We start from the raw sequence: 25,548 nt of genomic DNA on the forward strand, positions 1-25,548 counted from the left end.
GGGATGCAGCGTCCCCGATGGGTCTTTCGCTCGCTTCACCGGGTCGGTCAGATGTGGTTAAGAGCACCCGTAACGGACAAGAGGGTCACGGCGTTCCCGCGCTCGGGCTGTCGTCCGGCGTCGGCGCCTCCTGCCGGACCGGTTCGCCGTCGGTGACCGGACCGGCCAGTTGCACGGTGGCCGGGGCCGGTCCCGGCTCGCCGGCCAGCCTCAGGGTGCCGAAGGCGGCCCGCACCGCCGTCGGGGTGCCGTCCGGCCGGTAGCAGTAGATGCCCACGTCCAGCGGGGCGTTCAGCGAGGCCGAGGTGGACTCCACCGCGTAGCACTGACCGGTCGCCCCGGCCGGCGGCTCGGCGGGCGAGACGGACAGCGCGGCCCGTCGGTCGGTGAGCACCTCCAGCCAGTCGGTGAACGGGTGCTGCACCCGGGGATCCAGCCGCCGGGGCACGCTGTCGTCCTGCTCGCCGAGGCGTACGCAGCTCGCCGGCTCGGCGTGCCCGGTCGAGGGGAGCGCGCACTGGAACAGCCCGTCGGCGGTGGCGGCGAGCGAGACGTCCACCGTCCCGCCCCGGCCCCAACCGGGCACGTCCACCCGCCAGGTGCCGTCGTTCGCGCTGGTCACCGTGATCGTCCGGTCCGGGCCGTCCGCCGTGGCGAAGGTGTACGCGGCGGTCAGGTGCCGGTCCTGGGCGGCGGCGGCCAGCGCGGCCAGCTCGTCCCGGGCGGCGTCCGCCTCCGCCGGGGCCGGGTCGGCGCTGCTGGTCGGGGCCGGCGTGGGCGGGTCGGCGGTGCAGGCGGTCAGCAGCGCCGACAGGGTGATCGCCAGGGTGCCGGTCAGGCGCCGGCCCGCGCGAAGGTGAGCGTGCACCGGGACATTCTGCGGTGCCCGCACGGGTCCGGGGAGCCCGCCGTACGGCTGTCGTTGCGGCGTGTCGTGCGGCCGTGGCCGGCCGCTCCGCCGCTGGTGAGCCGCCCCACGCTGGGCCGGATGGTGGGATCACCCGACCCGGTGCCGCGCGCCGCCCGATACCCTTGGGAGGTCTGACACGCGCCGCCGGACCGGAACCCGGCGGCGTCGGCACGCTCAGGGTCGTCGCTGGGAGGGAGTGCACCGTCGTGGCACTCGTGGTGCAGAAGTACGGCGGGTCCTCCGTCGCCAACGCCGAGCGGATCAAGCGGGTGGCCGAGCGGATCGTGGCCGCCCGCAAGGCCGGCGACGACGTGGTCGTGGTGGTCTCCGCGATGGGGGACACCACCGACGAGCTGCTCGACCTGGCCAACCAGGTCAGTCCGCTGCCGCCCGGCCGCGAGCTGGACATGCTGCTCACCGCGGGCGAGCGGATCTCCATGGCGCTGCTCGCCATGGCCATCCACAACCTGGGGTACGAGGCCCGCTCGTTCACCGGCTCGCAGGCCGGCGTGATCACCACCTCGGTGCACGGCAGGGCGCGCATCATCGACGTCACCCCGGGCCGCCTCAAGGGCGCGCTGGACGAGGGCGCGGTGGTCATCGTGGCCGGCTTCCAGGGCGTCTCGCAGGACACCAAGGACGTCACGACCCTGGGTCGCGGCGGGTCGGACACCACCGCCGTGGCGCTCGCCGCCGCGCTCGACGCGGACGTCTGCGAGATCTACACCGACGTGGACGGCGTCTTCAGCGCCGACCCGCGGATCGTGCCGAACGCCCGGCACATCAAGAACATCACCTACGAGGAGATGCTGGAGCTGGCCGCCTGCGGCGCCAAGGTGCTGCACCTGCGCAGCGTCGAGTACGCCCGGCGCGCGGGGTTGCCGATCCACGTCCGTTCGTCATACTCGACCAACACCGGCACCATGGTCACCGGATCGATGGAGGACCTTCCCGTGGAACAGGCACTGATCACCGGGGTCGCCCACGACCGCAGCGAAGCGAAGATCACGATTGTCGGCGTGCCCGACGAGCCGGGCGCCGCCGCGAAGATCTTCGATACCGTCGCTGGTGCCGAGATCAACATCGACATGATCGTGCAGAACGTGTCCACCGAGGGCACCGGGCGCACCGACATCTCGTTCACGCTGCCCAAGACCGACGGCGCGACCGGCATGGCCGCGCTCAGCAAGATCCAGGATGCGGTCAAGTTCAAGGGCCTCCTCTACGACGACCACGTGGGCAAGGTGTCCCTGATCGGCGCCGGCATGCGGTCGCACCCGGGCGTCGCGGCCGGCTTCTTCGCAGCCCTCGGCGCGGCCGGGGTCAACATCGAGATGATCTCCACCTCCGAGATCCGGGTCTCGGTGGTCTGCCGGGACACCGACCTGGACAAGGCGGTCCGGGCCATCCACGACGCCTTCGACCTGGGCGGCGACACCGAGGCCGTGGTCTACGCGGGCACCGGGCGGTAGCCGGGATGTCGTCGCTGCCCACCCTCGCCGTGGTCGGAGCGACCGGTGCCGTCGGCACGGTGATGTGCCAGCTCCTCTCCTCCCGGCGCAACGTCTGGGGAGAGATCCGGCTGCTCGCCTCCGAACGCTCGGCCGGGCGGCAGGTGCAGTGCCGGGGCGAGGACCTGACCGTCCAGGCCCTCACCCCCGAGGCGTTCGACGGTGTCGACGTGGCGATGTTCGACGTGCCGGACGAGGTCTCCGTGGCGTGGGCGCCGGTCGCCGTGTCCCGGGGCGCGGTGGTGGTGGACAACTCCGGCGCGTTCCGGATGGACCGGGACGTCCCGCTGGTCGTCCCGGAGATCAACCCCGAGCAGGTGCGCAACCGGCCCAAGGGGATCATCGCCAACGCCAACTGCACCACCCTGGCGATGATCGTGGCGATCGCCCCGCTGCACCGCGAGTACGGCCTCCGCGAGCTGGTGCTGGCGTCGTACCAGGCGGCGTCCGGGGCGGGGCAGGCCGGCGCGGACGCGCTGCACGCCCAGCTCGGCAAGATCGCCGGGGACCGGGTGCTCGGCTCCCGTCCCGGCGACGTGCGGCAGGCGGTCGGTGACGAGCTGGGCCCGTTCCCGGCTCCGCTGGCGCTCAACGTGGTGCCCTGGGCGGGCTCGCTCGGCGACGGTGGCTGGTCGTCCGAGGAGCTGAAGATGCGCAACGAGTCGCGCAAGATCCTCGGGCTGCCCGACCTCAAGGTCTCCGCCACCTGCGTACGGGTGCCGGTGGTGACCGGTCACTCGGTCGCGGTGCACGCGGTCTTCGCCACCGAGGTGGACGCCGAGGGCGCCCGCGAGGCGCTGCGCAACGCGCCCGGAGTGATCCTGGTCGACGACCCGGCGGCCGGTGAGTTCCCGATGCCCATCGACGCGGTGGGCACCGACCCCTCCTGGGTCGGCCGGATCCGCCGCGCGGTCGACGACCCGCGCGCCCTCGACCTCTTCGTCACGGGCGACAACCTCCGCAAGGGGGCTGCCCTCAACACCGCCCAGATCGCCGAACTCCTCGCCAAGGAACTCACCTCCTGACCCCCATCCCGGCGATCTTGCAGTTGTGGTGGGGGCGGAGCCGGGCAGAACGGGCGAAGGCCCAACCAGAAGTGCAAGATCGCGCGGGCGCGGGCGCGGGCGCGGGCGGGGTCAGGCGGCGGCCAGGCGGACGCCGTCGCGGCCCTGGCGCTTGACCGCGTAGAGGGCCTGGTCGGCGCGGCCCAGGGTGCGTTCGGCAGACTCGCCGGGGCGGGGGAGGGCGACCCCGACGCTGATGGTGCGGCCGGTGCGCCGGGCCGCCTCGGTCAGCCGCTCCGCGATCCGTACCGCCTCCTCCGGGCGGTTCACCTCGATCACCGCGACGAACTCGTCGCCGCCGGTCCGGTACAGCTCGTCGCCCTGCCGCAGCGCGCCCTCCAGCGCCCGGGCCAGCCCCACCAGCAGCTGGTCGCCGGCCTGGTGGCCGTACGTGTCGTTGACGTTCTTGAAGCCGTCCACGTCGATCGCCAGCAGGGCGGTACGCCCCGGGGTGGCGCTGGCGATCCGCTGGCCGAACGGGCCGGTGTGGCGCAGCCCGGTGAGCGGGTCGGAGCTGGCCTGCTCGCGCAGGCGGGCGAGCGTACGCAGCCGGTCGAGGCAGGTCCAGGCCTGTCCGGCCAGCAGCTCCATCAGGTTGACCGTGGTCGAGTCGGGACGCAGCAGCCGCTCGTCGGCGATCAGCAGCAGGCCACCGCTGTCCGGCGGCCCGACGGGCACCGCCACCAGGGTGCGCGCCCCGGCCCGGGCGAGCGGCAGGTAGTCGTCGGTCGGCGGATGCCCCGCCTCGCCCAGCGTGTACGCCGAGCCGTTCCGGTGCGCCCGGGCGATCATGCGGCCGAGCGCGGCGGGCCCGGCCTCGGTCAGCTCGGCCCGGACCCGCGACTCCAGCTCGCCCGGGGTGCCGGTCGGCGCGCCCAGCCGAGGCTCGCGCCGGTCGGCCACCGGAGCCTCGCCGAGCGGCCCGGAGGCCGAATCATGGCCGCCGGCGAGGAGCAGCACGGCGGCGGAGAGCCCCGAGACATCCCGGGCCGCGGTGATCGCGGCGGCCATCAGGTCCCAGTCGGTCGGGGCGGCGGTCATCGCGGCGGCGTGCCGGAGCAGCTTCTCGCTGCGGCTCTCCGCCGGCGGGCCGCCGAGCGCCACGATCCGGGCGCCCAGCCGGCCGGCCACCCGGGCCGCGGTCTCCTCCCACCGCTCCAGCTCGACCGGGTCGCTCCACTGCAGGTCGAGCACGCCCAGCGGCCGGCCCGCCGGGTCCAGCACCGGCACGCAGAGCTCGGCGGTCACGTCGGGGCGGACCGGAAGGTAGTCGGGGTCGGCGGTGACGTCGGGGACGCTGGCCGGCGCGGCCGAGGCGTACACCCGGCCCACGATGCCGGTCTTCGGCGGGACCGTCGAGAAGACCTGCCAGGCGCCGGTGGCCGCGACGCAGCGGAGCCGGTCGTGGACCTGGAGCAGGACCGAGATGGTCGCGGGGGTGTACCGGGCGAGCGCGGCGACCGTCCACTGGCACGCCTCCAGCGCGGTCGACGCCATCGGCAGGCGGACCGTGACGTCTCGGACGACTCGCTCGTGATCCACGTCGTTCCTGGTCGGAGGGGGCGGGGTGCGATCAAGGGTACTCAGCGGAGGCCCCCCCGACCTTCGTACACATGTGCTATCCACAGGGTGTGGACGCGGCCTGTGGGTGCGACGGGGCCGCGCGGTGGGGACGGTCGGCGATAGCGTGAGGGTCCCGGTCCCGAGGAGGCGTCGATGCTCATCGCCCAGCTCAGCGACCCGCACGTGACCACCGGTCCGCTCGGCGGCGAGCGGGCCACCGGGCTCTACCGGGCGCTCGGCCGGGTGCTGGCCCTGCGTCCCCGCCCCGACTGCGTGGTGATCACCGGTGACCTGGTCGAGAGCGGCCGTCCCGACGAGTACGCCGCGCTCCGCGAGATCATCGGGCGCTTCCCGCTGCCGGTGCACCTCGCCGCCGGCAACCACGACGACCGGGAGTCGCTGCTGGATGCCTTCGGCGGCACCCCCTACCTGGGCGGCGGCTTCTCGGCCTACTACCACGTCGACCACCCGGAGGCGACGGTCGTGGTGCTCGACTCCCTCTCCCCCGGCGACGGCGCCGGGCGGCTCGGCGACGAGCAGCTCTCCTGGCTCGACGGGGTGCTCGCCGGCCGCGCCGACGTGCCCGCCGTCGTGTGCCTGCACCATCCGCCGGTCGCGGTCGGCATTCCGGCCATGGACGCGATCCGGCTGACCGACGCCGACGCGCTCGCCGCCGTGATCAGCCGCCACCCCCATGTCGTACGCGTCGCTGCCGGCCACCTGCACCGGGCGGTGACCAGCAGCTTCGCCGGCACGGTGCTGACCACCGCGCCGAGCACCTGGGTGCAGGTGAGCCTGACCATGACCGACGATCCGGAGATCGGCATGGTCGCCGAGCCCACCGCGTTCCTGCTGCACCGGCTGGCCGACGGCGGCTGTGTCACGCACACCGTCCAGGTGAGCCATGCCGCCGGGCGGACCTGCTGGTTCTGACCGGATGGGTCAGCTTTCTCGTGCGGGCCGAACCCGCACGAAGGCGCGACGGAGACCGCCGGGGCTGGTCCCGGCGGTCTCCGTTCTCCAACGCGGCTGGGTCCGCTCCGGCGTCAGAGCGCGGAGAGGATCCGGTTGAGCAGGGCGACCAGCCCGTTCAGGGCGCCGCCGGCGCCGCCCGTGTTGTCGAGCAGGCCGGCGACCGCGCAGAGCAGGTTGCCGAGGAGGTTCCCCGGACCCTGCTGCGCGGTGATGTCGAGCACCACCTCGTCCAGGTGGACCTGGAGCCCGAGCAGGTTGAGGTCCAGCGGGCCGAGATCCAGGTTGAGGATGTCGCAGGTGCCGCTGGCCTGGACCGGCACGGTGACCTGCTGGGTCACGGCGCCCAGCGAGCTGCCCACTGAGTTGGTCAGGGTGCCGGTCAGCGTGCCGACTGTCGCGAGCTGCCCGTTCTGGTTGACGAACCGGGTCGGGGCGAAGGTGCCGGTGAAGGTGCCGGCTCCGCCGAGCGCGTCCGTGAAGCTGCCGGTGACCGGAGTGCTGAGGGTCGACGCCGTCGGCGCGACCGTCGGGGCCTGCTGGCTCACCGGGGCGGCCTGCGCCACCCCCGCGCCGCCCAGGACCAGGCCCGCGCTCGCGGCCAGGGCGACGAAGGTGGTGCGGAGACGTGCTGCGCGCATGAATTCTTCCTTCCACTGGGGTGCCCTTGCGCCCCCTCCGTACCCGGCGTCAAGCCAGCAAACCAAATAAAACTTCTCACCTTCGATCCATTTCGGACGACCGCGGTGGCCTTCCGTGCCTGGTCAGGCGACCGTCCGGCACGGGCCCTCGCATTGTCGGCCGGATCGTCGATATCGGACAGCGGCCTGCCGCCGCCAAATCGCCCGGTCTGCGGGACGCTGACCGTCGCCGGGCCGGCCAGGCGGCCACGCCGGCTCAGCGGCGACTTCCGCCTGGCCGCCCGCGCCACCGTCCACTTCCGCCTGGCCGCCGGCGCCACCGTCCACATCCGCACCGGCAAGGGCACCAACACCTCGGCCCACCGCGCCGGGGCTCCGGCTCGTGCATCTGGAACAACAGCGGCGACACGGCATACCTGCGCAACTCCGCCGGCACCTCGATCGACACCTGCTCCTCGGGCAGCGGCGTTAGCCGAGCAGGGCGTCGCGCAGCGCGGGAGCCAGCACCTCCGGCGGCACCTCGTGGAAGCCACCCGCCAGGCTGAGGTGGGTGGCGCCGGGAACCGCCCCGGCGGTCGCCTCGGCCGCGTCCCGCAACCACTCCGGGCTGCCCGTGCTGTCCACCACGACGGTCGGGGCGGTGATCCGGTTCAGCCGGTCCACGGGCAACTCCCCGTAGCCGGTGACCGTGGTGTCGTACGCCAGGGTGTGCGCCAGCCCCTCCATCCAGCCCCACTCCGGCGCGGCGCGCATGCCGGTGACCGCCTCGGCCGGCACCCCGACCGCGTCGGTCAGGAACAGCTCCACCGCGTCGCCCCGCCGACCGGCCGACACCAGCTCGGTCAGCCGCTCGGCCAGCCCGGGCTTGCGGCCACCGTGCGGGCCCGCCTGGAACGGTGGCTCGAAGAGCGCCAGCCCGGCCACCGGTAGCCCCTCGGCCGCAGCGTAGGCGGCCAGGATCGCCCCGGACGAGAGGCCGTAGAGGTAGGCGGTGCCGCCCGCCCGCTCGATCAGGGCCGCCACGTCCTCGATCTCCCGCTGCACCGCGTACGGCCCGGTGTCCCCGCTGTCGCCCCGGCCCCGGCGGTCGTAGCCGTAGACGGTGAAGTCGGAGGTGAGGGCGGCAGCCAGCGGGCGGACGGTGCCCCGGTCGTTGAAGGCCCCGCCGACCAGGACGATCGGCGGCCCCTCCCCGGCGGTCTCGTACGCGATCGTGGTGCCGTCGGCGGACCGCACCGTGTCCACCGTCCAGGTGGTGCCGTTCGACGTCATGGCTACTTTCCTAGTGCAGACGGGCGACCTACGGTGGCCATGAAGGAATTCACCTGCCAGTCATGTCGGACTCGTCGGGCAGACCGGTGCAAGTCGCCGGCCATATCCACCCTTCTGCTGTGCTGGCCAGGTCGACCGATCACGTGTCGGATGGCAAGCTTTCTCGGTGGGGCGGCGTTCCCCCGACAGCCACCCTCACGACGACCCCTGTCACGACAAGGTCGCCGGGCGAACCATCGCCCGGACAGCCACGCGTCGGTATCTCACGAGGAGTTTCATGTCCGTCCCCGGGATGCGTCGGGCCGCCGTCGGCCTGGCCGCACTCGCCGCGACCGCGTTCACCGCGGTCGCCGTCAACCCCAACCAGGCCGAGGCCGGCCCGAAGCCGGTCGACGTCAAGCTGCTCGCCATCAACGACTTCCACGGCAACCTGGAGCCGCCGACCGGCTCCAGCGGCACCATCGCCGGGCAGCCCGCCGGTGGCGCGGCGTACCTGGCCGCCCACCTCGACAAGCTGCGCGGCACCACCGAGGAGGAGCGGGAGCGCACCATCACGGTCGCCGCCGGTGACCTGATCGGCGCCTCCCCGCTGCTCTCCGCGGCCTTCCACGACGAGCCCACCATCGAGGAGATGAACCTCGTCGGGCTCGAGTTCACCAGCGTCGGCAACCACGAGTTCGACGAGGGCGCCACTGAGCTGCTGCGGATGCAGAACGGCGGCTGCCACCCGGTGGACGGCTGCGCCGACGGCACCCCGTTCGAGGGCGCCAAGTTCCAGTACCTCTCGGCGAACGCCTTCAAGACCGCCACCGGCCAGCCGCTGCTGCCGCCGTACGGCATCAAGAAGGTCGACGGGGTCAAGGTCGGCTTCATCGGGATGACCCTGGAGGGCACCCCGCAGATCGTCAGCCAGCAGGGCGTCGCCGGGCTGTCCTTCGCCGACGAGGCGGACACCGCCAACAAGTACGCCCGCATCCTGCAGGCCCAGGGCGTGCAGGCCATCGTCGTGCTGCTGCACGAGGGTGGCGTGCAGAACGGCGGCGGCATCAACGACTGCGTCGGATTCAGCGGCCCGATCGTCGACATCGCCAACCGGATGGACCCGGCCATCGACGTGATCGTCAGCGGGCACACCCACGCCGCGTACAACTGCAACATCAACGGCAAGCTGGTCACCAGCGCCAGCTCCTTCGGCCGCCTGGTCACCGACATCGACCTGCAGGTCGACCGGCGCACCGGTGACGTGATCCGCGCCGCCGCGAACAACGTCGTGGTCACCCGGGACGTCAAGCCGGACGAGCCAACCAACGACCTGATCACCCACTACAAGACCGAGCTCGGCCCGGTCGCCGACAAGGTGGTCGGCGAGACCACGGCCGCGATCACCAAGACCCAGGAGAACCTGTACCAGACCGGGGTCGACGCCAACGGCAAGCCGACGTACCAGACCGGTGAGTCGCCGCTGGGCAACCTGATCGCCGACGCCCAGCTCGCGGCCACGGACAACGAGCAGAACGCGGTCGCCGCGTTCATGAACCCCGGTGGTGTCCGCGCCGACCTCGACGCCGGCCCGGTCACCTACGCCGAGGCGTTCGCCGTCCAGCCGTTCGCCAACAACCTGGTGACCCTGGACCTGACCGGTGCCCAGCTCTACTGCATGCTGGAGCAGCAGTTCACCGTCGCCCGCGTGCTGTACGCGTCCTCGACCGTGCACTACGTCGTCGACACCAACGGCACCACCGCAGCCGCCGACGCGCCGTGCAGCGGCACCCGGGTGGTCCGGGGCAGCCTCACCATCAACGGCACCCCGGTCACCGACACCGCGAGCTACCGGGTCACGGTGAACAACTTCCTCTCCGGCGGTGGTGACGGCTTCAAGGTCCTCACCGGTGGCACCAACGTGGTCACCGGCATGATCGACCTGGACGCCTTCACCGCGTACCTGACCGAGAAGTCGCCGGTCTCCGCGCCGGCGCTGGACCGGATCCAGACCACCGCCGAGGTCCCCGCCGCCTGACGCGGACCCGGTACGACCACGGGCCCCGGAGCATCCGCTCCGGGGCTCGTTCGCGTCTCCCGGACCCCGCCCTGCCCGCCGCCGTGCCGCCAGGACCGCGCTCGAACATGGATGTAGTGGCTTCCCCGGCAGCGGGAGGCGGTCAGGCGGTGACGGGTTGCGGGTCCGGGACGGGGGCCGGGGTGGGGCGGCCGTCCTGGGCGGCGGTGAGCAGCCGGCGCAGCGACAGGGCCAGCACCGAGGCGGTCAGGCAGCCACCCACCACGACCGCCACCCAGAGCCGGCCGTGCGCCGCGCCGATCAGCGGGCCGGCGGTGACCGGGCCGATGATCCCGCTGATCCCGAAGATCATCGAGCTCATTGCGTTGTAACGGCCCCGCAGCTCGTCGGTGGCGAGGGCGTTGGTCAACGCCGGCATGACCGGCGACAGCATCGTCTCGCCGAAGCCGAAGATCGCCGAGCAGGCCACCACGCCGAGCGCGGCGAGCAGCGCGTTGCCCGTCCCGATCACGCCGGCCGCGCCGAGGACCAGCCAGGCGGTGGCGAAAACCGCGCCCACCGCGGCGAGCGCCCCGGTCCGGCTGCGCCCCTCCATCCGGCGGATCACCAGCAGCTGGGAGAGCACGATCATCACCGTGTTGCCGGCCAGCGCCCAGGCCACCACCCGGGGCGTCACCTCCACCACCCGCACCGAGTACGCCGCGAAACCCACCTCGATCTGCGCGTACCCGCAGGTGGTGAGCACCAGGCCGAAGATCACCAGGCGCCGGAACGGCCGGTCCCGCAGCACGGTGAGGTAGCCCCCGCCCGCCCGCGCGGCGCCCGCCTCCCGGGCCTGCGCCAGCCGGTGCCCGACGTGCGGCAGGGTCAGCAGGATCAGGCCCGGCGTCAGGTAGCTCAGCGCGTCCAGCAGATAGATGGCCTGGAAGGTGACCGGACGGGCCACGTCGACCACCGCGCCGGAGATCAGCCCGCCCGTCCCGATGCCGAGGTTGAGCAGGGCGAAGTTCAGGCCGAACACCCGCTGTCGCTCCTCGTCGCCGGTCAGCGAGGCGAGGATCGTGTTCTGGCCGGACCAGATCGCCGAACTGCCGATCGCGATGACCGTGCTGACCGCGAAGGCCGTGCCGACCGAGTGGACCAGCCCGAGCGAGGCCGTGCCGATCGCCTCGATCGCCAGGCAGGGCAGCACCACCCGACGGGCGCCGAACCGGTCGATCAGCGTGCCGCCCAGCGGGGACAGGGCGAGCGTCACCGCGCCGAACCAGCCGATCACCAGGCCGGCCTGGTTGTCCGACAGGCCGCGGACGTCGGTGAGGTAGATGAAGAGGAACGGCAGGGTGAGGCCGCGCCCGACGGCCGACAGCAGGGTGCCGAGCAGGATCCGACGGGCTTCGGGGCGGGTGGGTAGGGCGCGGCGCAGCATGGCTGGATTCTCTGCGCCGGGTACGACGACCCGCGAGCGGATTACCGGCGGTTATGCGCTCGGCAGAGCCGCCGGGTGACCAAGCACACCCTGTCTGCCATGCTGGCGCGGTGACGACGACCTGGCGACACCTGCCCGCATCCGCCCGGGAGATCGCCGAGGCTGCCACGGAGGCGGTGACCGCCGCCGGCGCGCGGGACGCCGAGGCTTACCCGCCGACCGTGGCGCGGCTGACCGCCGCCGACCGCTCCGGCCTGGTGCTTGGCGGGGTGGTGCGGCTGCTGCTGGAGGAGACCCACCCGGACGGGCTGGCCGGTGACGACGTCCGCCAGGTGCTGGAGCGCTGTGTCCGGTCCACCGCCGCCTGGTGGCCGGACGTCGACCCGCACGTGCTGCTGGTGCTGCTGGCCAGCGCCCTGGGCGTGTACGACCCCGGCGACGACGACGCGCCGCCCGATCCGGCCGCGATCGCCCGGCACGCCCCGTTGCTCGTCGCCGACCTGCTGGCCGTCACCGGTCGACCGCTGGCCGGCTACCTGACCGCGGCGTTCGCCGAGGTCGCCCGCACCGAGCTGCACGACTGAGCCGGGAAGCGCGACGGGGAGGGCCGGCGCACACCGCCGGCCCTCCCCGTGTCGAACCCGTCAGGCGACCTCGAACCAGTACCAGTTGGCGTAGTCACTCATGGTGCCGTCGGCCCGGACGGCGTAGACCGTCAGCGTGACGTACCCGCTGGTGGTCGGTGTCCAGGTGATGGTCGCCCGGCCGCCGGCGCCGGCCGCCACCTCGGTCAGGTCACCGCCGTCGAGGAAGGAGTAGCGGTACGCCGCGACATCGGCCCAGCCGGCCGGGGGCGAGAAGGTGAACGTGCCCTCTACCCCCACGCCACCCACCGCGTGGCCGTCCTCGGGGTAGTAGTAGACGTCCGACTTCACGCCGGGCCACGGGTAGAAGACGGTCATCCAGTTGCCCTCGGTGGATACGAAGCCGTTGGCGCTGTGGCTGCGTACCGTGACCTGCGCCCCGTCCACGTTCGTGGCGGTGAAGGTCAACCGGGCGGTGCCGTCCGCGTCGGCCTTGAGGAGCTTCGTCTCCCCGCCGTCCACGGTGTATTCGTACTCGGTGACCCCGGAGACCCCGGCGTACGGGGTGAACTTCAGCGTCACCTCCTTGTTCCACTCCGGCTCCGGCCCCACGACCTCCACTCGTGGGTCGCTCGGCCCGGCGATGACCTCGTACGTGGTGGTGTCCGACACGTTGCCGGCCAGGTCGATCGAACGGACCGTCAGGGCCTGCCAACCGACCCGCGGCGGGCTGAGCGAGAGGGTGGCGATGCCGTTGTCGTCGGCGCGTACCGCGTGCTCCAGCGGATCGCCGCAGACGTACTGCCCGACGTCGCCGTAGATGGAGCAGATCCCCGAGATCCCCAGGCCGTTCCAGCCGTATTGGAAGCCGGCGACGTCTGGGTCGCCGTTTCCGGAGAAGGTGAAGATGCCGGGCTCGCCCACCGGGGCGTCACCGCCGCGCGGATAGTTCGGCGAGGTGACCGTCGGGATCGACGGGTCCGTGGCGTCGTAGGTGAAGGAGCACTTCTTCGACCACTCGGAGCTGTCCGTGCCGTCGGAGATCCGGGCCTGCCAGGTGTACGAGGTGTCGTCGACCAGCGTGCCGCTCGGCAGCTTGACGGTGCCGACCCGCTCGTTGCTGCCCTCCGACCCCTGGAAGACCTGCCGGGCCGACGGGTCGTTCGCCGGCCAGATCGCGACCTCGGTGTGCAGGTTGCCCTGGTCGTACTCGTCGGCGTCCCGACCGAGCGCCTGGAGGATGTCGGCCAGGCCGCCCAGCCGGCGGTACGGCGTGGCCTGGCCGCAGGCGAAGCCGCCGTTGTAGAGGTTGGTGTTGTCGATCCTGGGCACCGAGTTGTACTGCACCGAGAGCCGGACGCCGTAGTACCAGTAGAACCGGCGGGCGTAGGCGGGATCGGTCTCGTACCGCTCCGGCACCCGGATCTCGAACGTGATCCGGCTCTGCCCTTCGGCCACGGCGTCCCGGACGGCCGACGCCACGTCGAAGGCGGGGGTGCCGCCCGGGCAGTACTGGCTGGCGGTCAGCTTCTCGTCCAGCTTGGCGAGCGGCTTCGGCGGGTGCTGCCAGGTGGGCGTCCCGTCGACCGGCTCCGTACGCCAGATCTCGAACGCCTTCTTGGTGCAGTCGGCCGCCTCGACCTCCTGGACGTAGACCTTTCCGTCGTAGATTTTCTTGTCCTTGAAGGCGGACAGGTCGAAGGTGGCGTAGATCCGCGAGGTGTGCGGCACCCCGGTGGCGTCCGGCCAGGTGCCGATCGGCAGGTTGTCCCGCGGGTGGTCCGCCTCGTCGTACGCCGTCTTCGGGGTGGCGGAGTCGGTCCAGCCGAGCTGGGTCCGGGTGCTGCTCGCGTAGTGAGGTGCCGCGAGGGCGGTACCGCCGGTGCTGATGACCGCGAGCCCGGTGACGCCCAGCGTCAACGCGAGCGCGGCGGTGAGGCCACGATGTGGCCGGGCACGATTCACAGTGGTTGTCCTTCCCCGTGCCCGTCCGCCGACGTGTGCGGACGGTAGGAAGATGAAACCGGCTGCGACATCGATCAGCAACGACCTTTCGGCCGTCCATGTTCGGCGGACCGGGCAGTAACCGGGCTCCGGCCGCGGTTGCGGACGCGAGTTGCGCCTACGGCTGGAGCAGCCGCGGCTGAACGGGGTCGCGCGGTCGTCGGTGCCGATCGGCGGCCGGTACCGTACGAAGGCTGTCTTTGCAAGATCAGAGTCGCCTCGACTGCCGAGGCCCAGGACGCCATGAGGCCGTCGCGGGCCCGGGAAGGACCTTCATGCTGGCGGGTGTCGTCGCCCTGGTCGTCGCCGTCGTCCCTGGGGCGCTGCTCGGCTTCGTCCTGCCGCCGGGCCGCTACCGCTGGGCCGCCTGGACGGCGGCTCCCGCGCTGACCCTCGGGCTGGCGAGCATGGCGATGGGATGGCTACCGGCGCTCGGCCTGCCCCACAGCGCGATGGCGGTCCTCGTCGCGGAGGTGATCCTGGCCGGGGCGGCGATCCTCGCCTCCCGGCTCGTCGCCCGCGGCCTGGTCGGCGACGAACACGGCGAGGACCGCTCCCGCCTGGGACGCTTCCGGCTGCCTTCCGTCCGGCCCCGGCGGGCCGATGTCATCGGCATCACGATTCCCGCCGTCATCAATGTGGGCTTCGGCTGGCTGATGCTCGGCAGGCTCGTCGCGCCGGCCGGCTGGGACGCCATGCATCACGGTTACTTCAGCCGCCGCATCCTGGAGACCGGCAGCGCCACGATCTCGTCGGCCTGCAGCTCGTCCATCGATTCGATCCCGACCTGCGAGTTCTACCCGGTCGCCACCAACGTCCTGTGGGCTCAGGCGGCGCAACTGTCGGGCGGCCACGTCAGTGCGGCCATGACCACCTGGTCGGTGCTGGTCGGGCCACTCGCGCTGGTCGCCGGCGTCTACGCCGCGGTCCGCGCCCTGCGCGGCGGGCCGGTCGTCGCTGCCTGCGCCGCAGCCGCCCCGGCGCTCGTCGGCCCGTTCTGGTTCTCCGCCATCGTCGGTCGGATCACCCAGCTGACGGGTCCCTGCATGGCGGTGGGCATCGCGCTGCTCATCGCCCTGGCCGTGCGGGGCCCGCACCCCGTCCGGATGGGTCTGCTCGCGGGCCTCTCCAGCGCCGGCCTGATCATGAGCCACACCTACGACATCCTCCTGGCCGGCGTACTCGCGCTGGGCTTGCTTCCCCTGTTGCCGGGACCGCTGGCCCTGCGCCGAAGCCTCGCGGCACCGGGGTCGGCCGCGGTCGGTGGCCTGGTGGCGCTCGGCCCCTTCCTCTCCGGGTTGACCGGAGCGAAGGCCGAACGGGTCTCCTACGCCGCCGCATTTCCCGGCCAGTTCGGCAAGTCCTTCGAATTCTGGGTTACCGACCCGCAGCGTTACGTGCTGTTCGGCTTTCCGTCGCCGGCTGCCGGGGATTCCCAGCTCGACGTGCCGACGATCCGGATCGCCGCGATGCTGACCGTCGCCTGCCTCGTCGCCGCGCCGCTGTGCCTGGTCTTCCGGCAGCTGCGGTGGGCCCGGCCGTGGCTGTTCGCCGGGGTGGTCTTCACCGCCGTGGGAATCTGGACCACCATGTCGGACTCGCCCTCCGCGGCGCTCGTCTCCGGCCTCTGGTACGGCAGCCGGGAGCGGCTACGGCTGCTGATCTTCCCGGTGCACGGCGTGCTCACGGTGGCCGGCGCGGTCGCTGTCGGGCTGACCGTGCAGTGGTTGTTGGGGAAGTTCGTCGGCCGCGCGGCCGCGTGGCGGGAATCGACCACGCCGGCAGCCGTGGCCGCCTCGGTCGTGGTGTTGAGCCTGACGGTCCTCGCCGCCGTACCCGCCTCCTGGCGTCCGCTGCGCAACCACTTCGAGAGTCTCGCTCCGGTCGATGACTCCTACCGCAGCGCCTTCCGATGGCTCGCCGCCAACACCCCGCCCGGCCGGACGGTGGCCGTCGACCGGCGGCACTACCTGGCCTGGCTCTACGTCGACTACGGCGTGCCGGAGCTGTTCGGCGTGGAGCCGGTGCCGACCCGCGAGGCCGACTACTACGCCGGGCGGTTGCGGGCATGGGACTGGCTGGTCGACAAGAAGGGCGCCCGGCCGGGCGGCTGTGACGTCCGCCGGTTCGCCGTGGAGTATCTCGTGGTCGGCGGAGGGCTCGAGCCCTTCGAGGGGAGCTACGACCCGCAGCGCGTCGCCGCCTCGGACCGGCTGACCCTGGTGCATCAGGTGGGCACGCTCAAGGTCTACCGGGTGACCGAGGCGGGCCGCGCCTGCCCGACGGCAGGCTGAGCGCGTTGTGATCTGGATCGCATCGGCTGCGGCCGCCGACGAAGAAGGCCCCCTCCGTGGAGGGGGCCTTCTTCCTACCTCTGGTCGGGGTGGCCGGATTTGAACCGACGACCTCTTCGTCCCGAACGAAGCGCGCTACCAAACTGCGCCACACCCCGAGGCGTGCCGACAAATAGTAGCCCACCCGCCCCGAGGGTCAAACTCGGTACCCCACCCCTGGAGAGCGGGTCGCTCAGCGGGGGATGAGGGTGAGCACGCTGGCCTCCGGCGGGCAGGCGAAGCGGACCGGCGCGGTGGGGTGCGTACCGACGCCGGCGGAGACGTGCAGCCAGGAGTCCGAGCCGGGCCAGCGGTGCAGCCCCCGGGCCATCGAGCGGGGCAGGCCGCAGTTGGTCACCAGCGCGCCGTAACCGGGTACGCAGACCTGGCCGCCGTGGGTGTGGCCGGCGAGCAGCAGCCCGAAGCCGTCCGCGGCCATCCGGTCCAGCAGCGCCGGCTCCGGGGAGTGGGCGACGCCGACGGAGAGCGCCGCGCCGGCGGTGACCGGTCCGGCCACGGCGTCGTAGTCGTCCCGCTCGATGTGCGGATCGTCCACGCCGACCAGTTCGATCTCCCGGCCGCCGGCCTTGAGCGTGGTCCGCGCGTTGTTCAGGTCCACCCAGCCCGCGCCGGTGAAGACGTCGCGCAGCTCCTCGTACGGCAGCGGCACCCCCTCGGTGTACTCGCGGTCGGGGAGGAAGTAGGTGAACGGGTTCTTCCAGACCGGCCCGGTGTAGTCGTTCGAGCCGAAGACGAAGGCGCCGGGGAGGTCGAGCAGCGGCTGCAGGGCGCGCAGCACGCCGGGCACGGCGTCCGGGTGGGCCATGTTGTCCCCGGTGACGACCACCAGGTCCGGGTCGAGCGCGGCCAGCGAGGCCACCCAGTCCTGCTTGCGCCGCTGGTTCGGCGTCATGTGCAGGTCCGAGAGGTGCAGTACACGCAGCGGCTCGGCGTCGGTGGGGAGCACCGGCACGTCGTACCGGCGCAGGGTGAACATGTTGCGCTCGACGAGCGACGCGTACGCCAGGGTGGCCGCCCCGGCGGCGACGGTCCCGGCGGCAAGCCGGAATAGTGTGCGCTTTCGCATGTCGTTCAGGGTAGTTTGACCGTCCATGAGCACGCTGAAGGACCGTCTCACCGCCGACATGCGCGCCGCCCTCAAGGCGCGCGACGAGCTGACCACCTCCACCCTGCGGATGGCCCTGGCGGCCGTCGGCAACGCCGAGGTCGCCGGCAAGGAAAAGCGCGAGCTCAGCGACGACGAGGTGCTCGCGGTGCTGACCAAGGAGGCCAAGAAGCGGCGCGAGGCGGCGACCGCCTTCGCCGACGCGGGTCGCGCCGAGCAGGCGGGCAAGGAGACCGCCGAGGGCGAGGTGCTGGAGCGCTACCTGCCGAAGCAGCTCTCCGACGAGGAACTGGCCGAACTGGTCGCGGGGGCGCTCGCCGCCGGCGGCTTCACCGGCAAGGCGCAGATGGGCCCGGCCATGAAGGCGGCCCAGGCCGCGGTGGCGGGCCGGGCCGAGGGCGGCCGGGTGGCCGCGGAGGTACGCCGGCAGCTCGGCCTCTGACCCGGGCCTGACGACGAAGCGGGCGGGCACCCCAGGTGGGTGCCCGCCCGCTGTCGTTCTGCCGGTCAGCGACGTGGTGGTCGCCCGGGACCGTTGCCCGGCGGGGGTGACGTGGTGGTGTTGCCACCGTTCGGCTGACCGCCGCCGGCGCTGACCTCGATGGTCACCACGCCGCCCTTGATGGTGCGCCCGTCCGGGCTGGTGCCGGCGGCGGTGCCCACCGGGCACTCGGACGGGATCGGGCTGCTGGCCACCACCGGCTCGAAGCCGGCCCCGCGCAGCCGCGACTTGGCGGTGTCGATCGACTCGCACTTCACGCCCGGGATGGAGCGCTGGTCACCTTCGAGGATCTTCCCGCTCGGCGGGGTGAAGTCGATCCGCTCCTTGCCCTTCATGGCGTCGCGGAGCGTCTCGTAGACCGCCGGGTTGATGCCCCAGGGCACCTCGTTGTGCTTCATCCGCTGGGTGGTCTGCGGCCAGTCCGGGTCGGCCTCGATGCCGGCCACCGCGTACTGCTTGGTCATGGCGACCAGGGCCGAGGTCTTGTCCGAGTCGGTGGTGCCGGACTTGCCGGCCACCGGAGCGTTGACGATCCCCTTCACGTTGCCCGCAGTGCGGGACTTGCACTTGCTGGTCGGGGAGTTGTCACCCACCGGGCAGCGGGCGGCGTCCACCGCGGCCCGGGCCACCTGGGTGCTGATCCGCTGCTCGCAGTGCGGGTTGGCGATGTCGAGCTTCTCGCCGTCCGGGCCGCGGATCTCCTGCACCGGGATCGGCTCGCAGTACTTCCCGTCCGCCGCCAGGGTGGCGTACGCGTTGGCCAGCTCCAGCGGCGTGGTCTGCGAGACACCGAGGGTGAACGCGCCCCACTGGTGCGCGGCGTCCTTGTTCTCGGCGAACCGGGCGTCGCTCGGCGCGCGGAAGGTGATGCCCAGCTTCTGCGCCGCCTTCACCACGTTCTCCGCGCCGACCCGCTGCTGCAGCGCGACCCAGTAGGTGTTGACCGAGAAGCCGAACGCGCTCCACATGTTGTGTACGCCGGCCATCGACTTGTTGGCGTTGACCGGGCAGTAGAAGTGCGTGCCCTTGCAGGCGGCCGGGTTGCTGGAGTCGATGATGTACTCCGACTTGAACTGCTCCGGAGCGTTGATGGTGTAGCTGAGCGGATAGCCCTTCTCCAGGGCCGCCACCATCGTGAACATCTTGAAGGTCGAACCGGCCTGGTAGCCGGTGATGCCGGGGCCGCCCGTGATCAGCGGGTTCACCGTGTTCGGGCGGTTGCCCCGGATGCCCTTCTTGGCCTTCTTCGGGTCGCTGGAGAGCTTGTTCTGCGGGTGCTTCGGGTCATCGATCTTGAAGTTCCGGTTCACCGCGACCGCCCGGACCCGGCCGGTGCCCGGCTCGACCACCGCGACCATCCGGGCGGCCGTGGCGCTCACGCTCAGATGGTTGCGGACCGCCCGGTCGGCGGCCTTCTGCGCCTGCACGTCCAGGCTGGTGGTGATGGTGTAGCCGCCGCTCTTCAGCCGGCGCTCCCGGTCGTACGAGGTCGAGCCGAAGGTCTCCTGCTGGAGCCACCACCGGTAGAAGTAGTCGCAGAAGAAGCCCCAGCTCTGGGTGTTGGTGGCGACGCAGCCGTTCGGGGTGCGCTTGTCCTTCACCACCAGCTTGATCTTCTTGGCCTGGTCGGCCTGCTCCTGCGTGATGGCGCCGATCTGCACCATGTTCTGGATGACGTAGTCGCGCCGGTCGACGGCCTGCGGGTAGCCGGGCTTGGTGGTGGGGTCGAACGCGGTCGGCGCCTTCACCATGCCGGCCAGCATCGCCGACTCCTGGATGTCGAGCTTGCTCGGCGGCTTGCCGAAGTAGACCTGGCTGGCCGCGTAGATGCCGTACGCGCCGTTGCCGAAGGCGGCGATGTTCAGGTAGCGCTCCAGGATCTCGTCCTTGGAGAGCTCCTTGTCGATCTGGAGCGCGTAGCGCATCTCGCGCAGCTTGCGGGCGCTGGTGTCCTCGGTCGCCGCGACCACGTCGGCCGGGTGGGTCGCCGAGTACGAGATGGCCAGCCGGACGTACTGCATGGTGAGCGTCGACGCGCCCTGCCGGGAGTTCGCCCCCGACTGGTTGTTGACGAACGCCCGGGCGACGCCGTTGAGGTCCACGCCGTTGTGCTTGTAGAAGTCGTGGTCCTCGGCCGCGATGATGGCCTTCTGCATGTACGGCGAGATGTCCTTGAGCTTCACGTCGCGGCGGTTCTCGTCGTACATCGTGGCGAGCGGCGTCTTGCCGTCGGCGGCGAGCAGGTAGCTGATCTGCGGCGCGCGGGCCACCGTCAGCTCCTTGGGGAGGGCGCCGAACGTCTCCGCCCCCGCCTTCGCCGCAAGTCCGGACATCGCCACCGCGGGGAAGGCCGCCGCCGCGACCACCACACCGGCCAACAGGCCACAGACAAGTAGCGATGCGGCGTTGGTCAGCACATTGTGGTCACGTTTCCGCATCCAGGTCACCTCGACAGGGTACGCGAGTAGGGAACGAGGGGCGCGCGGGGAACTTTCCCCATTTCCCGCGCGCGCCGGCCTCGTTGTGCTAAACGCACGAGCCCTGGTGCGTGGTTGCGTGAACCTGGCGAAAGTCTCCCCCGAACGGAGGAGCCCCGCAGCGTTTTCACGTACTCCGGCGGGGTAGACGGCGGGCGAAAGCCCGGGAAGCCGGGAGTGTCCGGAATGATGGATTTAGCCGACAACGTTGCGTAATCGGCCGACTACACAGCATGATGGTGGCGGCGACAGAGCCACATGTCATCCGTGCCGCCCTGGGGAGGCCGGCCGGATGACCGGGGGGTTGATTCGACGGCTGGTCGCGCGGAGTCGGTAGGTACTGCAAGGGGGGACGTGTACAGATGGGCATGATCACTGACTGGCCGTCACTGGCGGCATGTCAGAACGGGGACCCGGACGCGTTGTTCGTACAGGGCGCAGAACAGAACGTGGCGAAGAGGATCTGCCGGAGCTGCCCAGTTCGGTACGAGTGCCTGGCCGACGCGCTCGACAACCGGATCGAGTTCGGTGTGTGGGGTGGCATGACCGAACGCGAACGCCGGGCGTTGCTGCGCCGGCACCCGCAGGTGACCAGCTGGCGGAAGATGTTCGAGGCCGCCATGAAGAAGAACGCCAAGGAGAAGGCCGGCAAGGACAAGGTCCTGGTGACCACCGCCAACTGACCGTCGCGCCGGTCGGTCAGCGCGCCTCAGGGCCGGCTGATCGCCTCGCCGATCGTCCGCAGCCCGTCGACGTCGTGCACGTCGGCGGGCTGCGCCGTCACCGACACCGCCGGCACCGCCGGGAACGCCTCGGTGAACCGGGCCGCCACCCGCTGCTCGCGTACCGCCTGCTGGGCCAGCGCGGCGTGGGCCCGCAGCACCTCGACGGCGCCGTCGTGCCCACCCTCGGCGGCCAGCCGCTCGGCGGCGGCCAGGCTGTCGGCGGCGCTCAGCTGCGGCACCGCCGGCCGGTGCACCCGGTTGAGCACCAGGCCGGCCAGCGGCATCCGCTCGGCCCGCAGCCGGCCGGCGAAGTAGGCCGCCTCCCGGACCGCGTCCGGCTCCGGCGCCGCGACCAGGAGGAACGCCGTCTCCCGGGCCTGCAGGATGCGGTACGTCTGCTCGGCCCGCTGCCGGAAGCCGCCGAACATCGAGTCCAGCGCGGCGACGAAGCCGGAGAGGTCGGTGAGCAGCTGGGCGCCGATCACCTTCTGCACCACCTTGGAGAACATCCCGAAGCTGGCGGTGACCAGGCTGAACATGCTCCGGCCCCCGCTGCGCGCCGGCGCGAGCAGCAGCCGCAGCATCCGGCCGTCGAGGAAGCGGGAGAGCCGGGCCGGGGCGTCGAGGAAGTCCAGCGCCGAGCGGGACGGCGGGGTGTCCACCACGATCAGGTCCCACTCACCCCGGGCGTGCAGCTGGCCCAGCTTCTCCATCGCCATGTATTCCTGGGTGCCGGCGAAGGTCGAGCTCATGGCCTGGTAGAAGGGGTTGGCGAAGATCTCCGCCGCCTTCGCCGGATCGGTGTGCTGGAGCACCACGTCGTCGAAGGTGCGCTTCATGTCCAGCATCATGGCGTGCAGCTCGCCGCCGCTGGCCTCGATGTCGATGCCCTTGACCTGGCGCGGCGTGTTGTCCAGCTCGGTCAGGCCGAGCGACTGGGCCAGCCGGCGAGCCGGGTCGATGGTGAGCACCACCGTCCGCCGGCCGTGCCGTTCGGCCGCCCGCAGCGCCAACGCGGCCGCGGTGGTCGTCTTGCCCACGCCGCCGGCCCCGCAGCAGACCACGATGCGCACGCCGGGGTCGGCGAGGATCTGGTCGACGTCCAGCGGAGGCGCCGCGTCTTCGGAAGGCACCAATCGAGCGTATCGGTCTGGGGGGTGTCTCTGCTCCGTGCCGGCCGCAGGTGTGAGTCAATCCGCCCGGACGAGCGCTTCGGCCAACGCCTCCAGCCCGGCCCGGTCCACCCCGTCGGGGAGCAACGGCAGCTCGGTCAGGGGCAGGCCCAGCTCCACCAGATCGCCCCGGAGGGAGTCCTCCAGCTCCCGGCGTACCCGCTGGTCGCGGGCCTCCTCGACGAGCCCGGCGACGGTCCGGCCGTCGGTCGGCAGCCCGGCCGCGGCCAGCCCCCGCTTCAGCTCGGCCGCGGTCACCGGGCGGCCGGCCGGCACCGCGGAGCGGGTCGCGTTGACGATCACCCGGCCGACCGGGAAACCGAGCTGCGTCAGCTCCTCGATGGCGTCGACCGTCTCCTGGACCGGCATCTCCTCCAGCAGGGTCACCACGTGCACGGCCGTCATCGGCGAGCGGAGCAGCGCGGCGACCCCCTCGCTCTGGGTCTTGATCGGGCCGACCTTGGCCAGCCGGGCGGTCTCCGCCGTCACGTTGAGGAACCGGCCGATCCGCCCGGTCGGCGGGGCGTCCAGCACCACCGCGTCGTACGTCCGGCGCTGGCCGCTGGTGCGGGTGGTGGCCTCCTTGACCTTGCCGGTGAGCAGCACGTCCCGCAGGCCCGGGGCGATGGTGGTGGCGAAGTCGATGGCCCCGAACTTGCGCAGCGCCCGGCCGGCCGCGCCGAGCTTGTAGAACATGTCCAGGTACTCGAGGAGCGCCTCCTCGGCGTCCACCGCCAGGGCCCGCACCTCGCCGCCACCCGGGGCGTCGGCCAGGTGCCGCTCCTCGTACGGCAGCGGGTCGGTGCCGAAGAGCTGGGCGATGCCCTGTCGCCCCTCGACCTCGACCAGCAGGGTGCGCCGGCCGCCGGCGGCCAGCCCGAGGGCCAGCGCCGCGGCCACACTGGTCTTGCCCGTGCCGCCCTTGCCGGTCACCACGTGGAGGCGGGCCGGCCACCCGGTGCCGGCCGGGTCGGCCGGCTGCTCAGCTGCTGCCACCCGTCGAGCCTATCCAGCCGGCGGGGTCAGGCCACCTCGCAGACCCACCAACCCGTCTTCCGCACCACGGTGAAGCGCAGGTCCTGGTCGGCCACCTTCTCGTCGGAGGTGGTCATGGTGACCCGGGTGGTCACGGTCGCCCGATCACCGGTCTGGTTGTCCACCTTCGGGCTGGTCCAGCGGAACCGCGGGTTCTGGTACTGCGTGGCGTACTTCCGCACCTCGGCGACCTTGGCGGCGATCTTCTTGTCGTCGCGGGAGGCGGAGCAGACGAAGGTGGCCGCCTTCCGGGCGTCCCGGTCCTTGTAGACGGCCGTGAGGAAGCCCTCCACCGCGACCGCCGGCTCCTTGGCGCCCTGGCCGTCCTCCGCGTTGCGCAGGGTGAGGAACGCGGCCGTGCCACCGCCGCCGCAGAGCAGGACCGCCGCGGCCAGCACGATCGTGGCGATCAGCAGCCCGCGCCGCTTCTTCGGGGCCGCCGGGCCCTGGTACGGCGGGTAGCCGCCCGCCGGCGGCGGGAACGCCCCGGATGCCGGCGGCGGGAAGGCCCCGGGTGCTGGCGGGAAGGCCCCGGAGGCCGGTGGCGGGAAGGCCCCAGGTGCCGGTGGCGGGAAAGCCCCGGGCGTCGGCGTGGCGCCGACCGGCGGCTGCTCGGGCGACGGGCCACCGGGCGCGGCGGTGCCGCCGATGGGCGGTTGGGTCATCTCGTTCCCCCGGGGTACGGCGTCCTCGCCGCCCCGGGCGACGGACGCGTGATCGAGCACGGCGGGCGAGCGGGTCGCCCGTCCAGACCGGAAGGGTAGCGGTCGATGGGCGGCTTGCCAGCCCCGCGTACCGGGCCGGGTGTCGCGGCGCGCCACCCCGAACGTGAAGCCGCCGTCGCCTTACGGACTAGGGATGTGTCGCATATGTGACTGGACGTAATCGGGCCTGCGCGTCCCGTTGCCGGGACTCCCGGCAGGTCCTACGTTCGTCGCGACGCGGGGGCCGGACGGGGCAGTGGGTCCGAGCCGGATGGTGGTGACTTTGACCAGGTACGACGCCCGGAGGCAGTGCATGCGCGACACGGAGAACGTTCCTCGAGCCCAGTTCTCGTCCGGTGACCGGGCGGGGCGACCCGGTGAGTCCGACGGGCCCGGCCCGGGGCCGTTCAACGAGCGGTCGTACCGCCCGCCGGTCGAGGTGCTCCGCACGCTGGCCCGCCCCGGCGACCGCGCTCGCGACGACGAGGAGCCCGGATACGTCATCCACCTGCCGGTCCGCGTCCCCGACCTGGCGGCGGCGACCGCGCTGGCCGGCACCGTGGCCACCTCGCTCGGCTTCCTCAGCGAGCTGGACGCCGGCGAGACCACGGTCTCCACCGCGGACGACCAGAACAACCGGCACCGCGTCTTCTGCGACCTGCTGCTGCCCGACCGCACCCGGTGCCCCCAGCGGTACGACCACGAGGGGCCCTGCGGCGAGCCGGCCGCGACCCCGGAGCAGCGTCCCGCGTCCCCGTAGTTCCGCCGGACCGTAGGCTGTGCCTGACCGAAGTCCATGCCAGGCAAGGGAGCCTCTACCTGATGCAGAAGTGGGAATACGCCACGGTTCCGCTGCTGGTCCACGCGACCAAGCAGATCCTCGACAACTGGGGCGAGGACGGCTGGGAACTGGTCTCCGTGGTGCCCGGCCCGAACCCGGAGCAGCTCGTCGCCTACCTGAAGCGTCCGAAGGGCTGAGGGCATGAGCAACGGACCGCACGCGAAGCTCGCCGAGCTGGGCCTGAGCCTGCCCGAGGTGGTGCCGCCGGTGGCCAGCTACGTGCCGGCCGTCCAGTCCGGGCAGCACGTCTACGTCTCCGGCCAGCTCCCGATGGCCGAGGGCAAGCTGCTCGCCACCGGCAAGGTCGGCAACGGCGTCTCCGCCGACCAGGCGAAGGACCTGGCGCAGCGGTGCGCCCTGAACGCCCTCGCCGCGATCGACTCGCTGGTCGGCCTGGAGAACGTGGTCAAGGTCGTGAAGCTGACCGGCTTCGTGGCCAGCGCCCCGGGCTTCACCGGGCAGCCGGGCGTGATCAACGGCGCCTCCGACCTGTTCGGCGCCGTCTTCGGCGAGGCCGGCCGGCACGCCCGCAGCGCGGTAGGGGTCGCCGAGCTGCCCCTCGACGCGCCCGTCGAGGTCGAGGTCATCGTCGAGGTCGCCTGACCTGCCGCCGGCCCCGCGATCTTGCCGGTGCCGCCACGGCGAAAGCCGTGAACGACCACAAATCAC

At 72.2% G+C, this 25,548-nt stretch carries 21 protein-coding genes, 1 tRNA gene and 1 pseudogene; 11 read left to right on the top strand and 12 right to left on the bottom strand.

Annotation, left to right across the window (positions count from 1 at the left end; all coding sequences use genetic code 11):
* Positions 1 to 85: 85 nt before the first annotated feature.
* Positions 86 to 868, bottom strand: a complete 783-nt coding sequence (locus ACGFI9_RS14895) for a hypothetical protein (RefSeq protein ID WP_393178518.1) — start codon at positions 866 to 868, stop codon at positions 86 to 88.
* A 248-nt stretch (positions 869 to 1,116) separates the two neighbouring features.
* On the opposite strand from ACGFI9_RS14895, the gene ACGFI9_RS14900 reads away from it, so the two are divergent.
* Both ACGFI9_RS14900 and ACGFI9_RS14905 read left to right on the top strand, forming a co-directional pair.
* Positions 1,117 to 2,382: an aspartate kinase gene (locus tag ACGFI9_RS14900; RefSeq protein WP_393178519.1), complete on the top strand. Its 1,266-nt coding sequence runs from the start codon at positions 1,117 to 1,119 to the stop codon at positions 2,380 to 2,382.
* Between the two features lie 5 nt (positions 2,383 to 2,387).
* On the top strand, positions 2,388 to 3,446 hold the full coding sequence (locus ACGFI9_RS14905; protein WP_393178520.1) for an aspartate-semialdehyde dehydrogenase: 1,059 nt from the start codon (positions 2,388 to 2,390) through the stop codon (positions 3,444 to 3,446).
* Positions 3,447 to 3,557: 111 nt separating this feature from the next.
* Here the strand turns inward: ACGFI9_RS14905 and ACGFI9_RS14910 are convergent, their stop codons facing one another.
* The gene (locus tag ACGFI9_RS14910) at positions 3,558 to 5,027 is read right to left on the bottom strand and encodes a diguanylate cyclase domain-containing protein (protein ID WP_393178521.1); all 1,470 of its coding nucleotides are present in this window, start codon (positions 5,025 to 5,027) and stop codon (positions 3,558 to 3,560) included.
* A 174-nt stretch (positions 5,028 to 5,201) separates the two neighbouring features.
* Here ACGFI9_RS14910 and ACGFI9_RS14915 point away from each other — a divergent pair, with 174 nt between their 5' ends.
* Positions 5,202 to 5,981, top strand: a complete 780-nt coding sequence (locus ACGFI9_RS14915; protein ID WP_393178522.1) for a phosphodiesterase — start codon at positions 5,202 to 5,204, stop codon at positions 5,979 to 5,981.
* A gap of 113 nt (positions 5,982 to 6,094) precedes the next feature.
* On the opposite strand, the gene ACGFI9_RS14920 is transcribed toward ACGFI9_RS14915, so the two are convergent.
* Together ACGFI9_RS14920 and ACGFI9_RS14925 are read right to left on the bottom strand one after the other, a co-directional pair.
* Complete coding sequence (locus ACGFI9_RS14920; RefSeq protein ID WP_393178523.1) at positions 6,095 to 6,661, bottom strand: hypothetical protein; 567 nt, start codon at positions 6,659 to 6,661, stop codon at positions 6,095 to 6,097.
* Between the two features lie 468 nt (positions 6,662 to 7,129).
* On the bottom strand, positions 7,130 to 7,933 hold the full coding sequence (locus ACGFI9_RS14925; protein ID WP_393178524.1) for an alpha/beta fold hydrolase: 804 nt from the start codon (positions 7,931 to 7,933) through the stop codon (positions 7,130 to 7,132).
* A 277-nt stretch (positions 7,934 to 8,210) separates the two neighbouring features.
* On the opposite strand from ACGFI9_RS14925, the gene ACGFI9_RS14930 reads away from it, so the two are divergent.
* On the top strand, positions 8,211 to 9,950 hold the full coding sequence (locus tag ACGFI9_RS14930; protein WP_393178525.1) for a bifunctional metallophosphatase/5'-nucleotidase: 1,740 nt from the start codon (positions 8,211 to 8,213) through the stop codon (positions 9,948 to 9,950).
* A gap of 142 nt (positions 9,951 to 10,092) precedes the next feature.
* Here the strand turns inward: ACGFI9_RS14930 and ACGFI9_RS14935 are convergent, their stop codons facing one another.
* Positions 10,093 to 11,376, bottom strand: coding sequence for an MFS transporter (locus tag ACGFI9_RS14935; protein ID WP_393178526.1), 1,284 nt, complete (start codon positions 11,374 to 11,376; stop codon positions 10,093 to 10,095).
* A gap of 110 nt (positions 11,377 to 11,486) precedes the next feature.
* On the opposite strand from ACGFI9_RS14935, the gene ACGFI9_RS14940 reads away from it, so the two are divergent.
* A complete protein-coding gene (locus ACGFI9_RS14940) occupies positions 11,487 to 11,960 on the top strand; it encodes a hypothetical protein (protein ID WP_393178527.1) in 474 nt (157 codons plus the stop codon).
* A gap of 60 nt (positions 11,961 to 12,020) precedes the next feature.
* Here ACGFI9_RS14940 and ACGFI9_RS14945 read toward each other — a convergent pair whose 3' ends face one another.
* The gene (locus tag ACGFI9_RS14945) at positions 12,021 to 13,925 is read right to left on the bottom strand and encodes a hypothetical protein (protein ID WP_393178528.1); all 1,905 of its coding nucleotides are present in this window, start codon (positions 13,923 to 13,925) and stop codon (positions 12,021 to 12,023) included.
* Between the two features lie 314 nt (positions 13,926 to 14,239).
* On the opposite strand from ACGFI9_RS14945, the gene ACGFI9_RS14950 reads away from it, so the two are divergent.
* Positions 14,240 to 16,258, top strand: a complete 2,019-nt coding sequence (locus ACGFI9_RS14950) for a DUF6541 family protein (RefSeq protein ID WP_393178529.1) — start codon at positions 14,240 to 14,242, stop codon at positions 16,256 to 16,258.
* A gap of 81 nt (positions 16,259 to 16,339) precedes the next feature.
* On the opposite strand, the gene ACGFI9_RS14955 is transcribed toward ACGFI9_RS14950, so the two are convergent.
* Positions 16,340 to 16,416 (bottom strand) — tRNA-Pro (locus tag ACGFI9_RS14955).
* A 74-nt stretch (positions 16,417 to 16,490) separates the two neighbouring features.
* A complete protein-coding gene (locus ACGFI9_RS14960) occupies positions 16,491 to 17,384 on the bottom strand; it encodes a metallophosphoesterase (protein WP_393178530.1) in 894 nt (297 codons plus the stop codon).
* A 25-nt stretch (positions 17,385 to 17,409) separates the two neighbouring features.
* Here ACGFI9_RS14960 and ACGFI9_RS14965 point away from each other — a divergent pair, with 25 nt between their 5' ends.
* Positions 17,410 to 17,865, top strand: coding sequence for a GatB/YqeY domain-containing protein (locus ACGFI9_RS14965; RefSeq protein ID WP_393178531.1), 456 nt, complete (start codon positions 17,410 to 17,412; stop codon positions 17,863 to 17,865).
* Between the two features lie 65 nt (positions 17,866 to 17,930).
* Here the strand turns inward: ACGFI9_RS14965 and ACGFI9_RS14970 are convergent, their stop codons facing one another.
* Positions 17,931 to 20,363: a penicillin-binding protein gene (locus ACGFI9_RS14970; RefSeq protein WP_393178532.1), complete on the bottom strand. Its 2,433-nt coding sequence runs from the start codon at positions 20,361 to 20,363 to the stop codon at positions 17,931 to 17,933.
* Between the two features lie 401 nt (positions 20,364 to 20,764).
* On the opposite strand from ACGFI9_RS14970, the gene ACGFI9_RS14975 reads away from it, so the two are divergent.
* Entirely contained in the window at positions 20,765 to 21,085 is a 321-nt protein-coding gene (locus ACGFI9_RS14975; RefSeq protein ID WP_046564004.1) for a WhiB family transcriptional regulator, read from the top strand.
* Between the two features lie 26 nt (positions 21,086 to 21,111).
* Here ACGFI9_RS14975 and ACGFI9_RS14980 read toward each other — a convergent pair whose 3' ends face one another.
* From ACGFI9_RS14980 to ACGFI9_RS14990, 3 genes are read right to left on the bottom strand one after another with little or no spacing between them, the layout of a single operon-like run.
* Positions 21,112 to 22,263: an ArsA family ATPase gene (locus tag ACGFI9_RS14980; protein WP_393178533.1), complete on the bottom strand. Its 1,152-nt coding sequence runs from the start codon at positions 22,261 to 22,263 to the stop codon at positions 21,112 to 21,114.
* Between the two features lie 54 nt (positions 22,264 to 22,317).
* Positions 22,318 to 23,295: an ArsA-related P-loop ATPase gene (locus tag ACGFI9_RS14985; protein ID WP_393178534.1), complete on the bottom strand. Its 978-nt coding sequence runs from the start codon at positions 23,293 to 23,295 to the stop codon at positions 22,318 to 22,320.
* Between the two features lie 26 nt (positions 23,296 to 23,321).
* On the bottom strand, positions 23,322 to 23,999 hold the full coding sequence (locus ACGFI9_RS14990) for a hypothetical protein (RefSeq protein WP_393178535.1): 678 nt from the start codon (positions 23,997 to 23,999) through the stop codon (positions 23,322 to 23,324).
* Between the two features lie 352 nt (positions 24,000 to 24,351).
* On the opposite strand from ACGFI9_RS14990, the pseudogene ACGFI9_RS14995 reads away from it, so the two are divergent.
* The 3 genes and pseudogenes from ACGFI9_RS14995 (at position 24,352) to ACGFI9_RS15005 (ending at position 25,482) form a co-directional block, all read left to right on the top strand.
* A pseudogene (locus tag ACGFI9_RS14995) lies at positions 24,352 to 24,814 on the top strand (hypothetical protein).
* A gap of 46 nt (positions 24,815 to 24,860) precedes the next feature.
* Positions 24,861 to 25,016 carry a DUF4177 domain-containing protein gene (locus ACGFI9_RS15000; RefSeq protein ID WP_013289021.1) on the top strand — a complete coding sequence of 52 codons (156 nt, stop codon included), beginning with the start codon at positions 24,861 to 24,863 and terminating at the stop codon, positions 25,014 to 25,016.
* Positions 25,017 to 25,020: 4 nt separating this feature from the next.
* On the top strand, positions 25,021 to 25,482 hold the full coding sequence (locus ACGFI9_RS15005; RefSeq protein WP_393178536.1) for a RidA family protein: 462 nt from the start codon (positions 25,021 to 25,023) through the stop codon (positions 25,480 to 25,482).
* Positions 25,483 to 25,548: the final 66 nt, after the last annotated feature.

The organism is Micromonospora sp. NPDC048930 (genome assembly GCF_043197935.1).
GTDB lineage: Bacteria > Actinomycetota > Actinomycetes > Mycobacteriales > Micromonosporaceae > Micromonospora.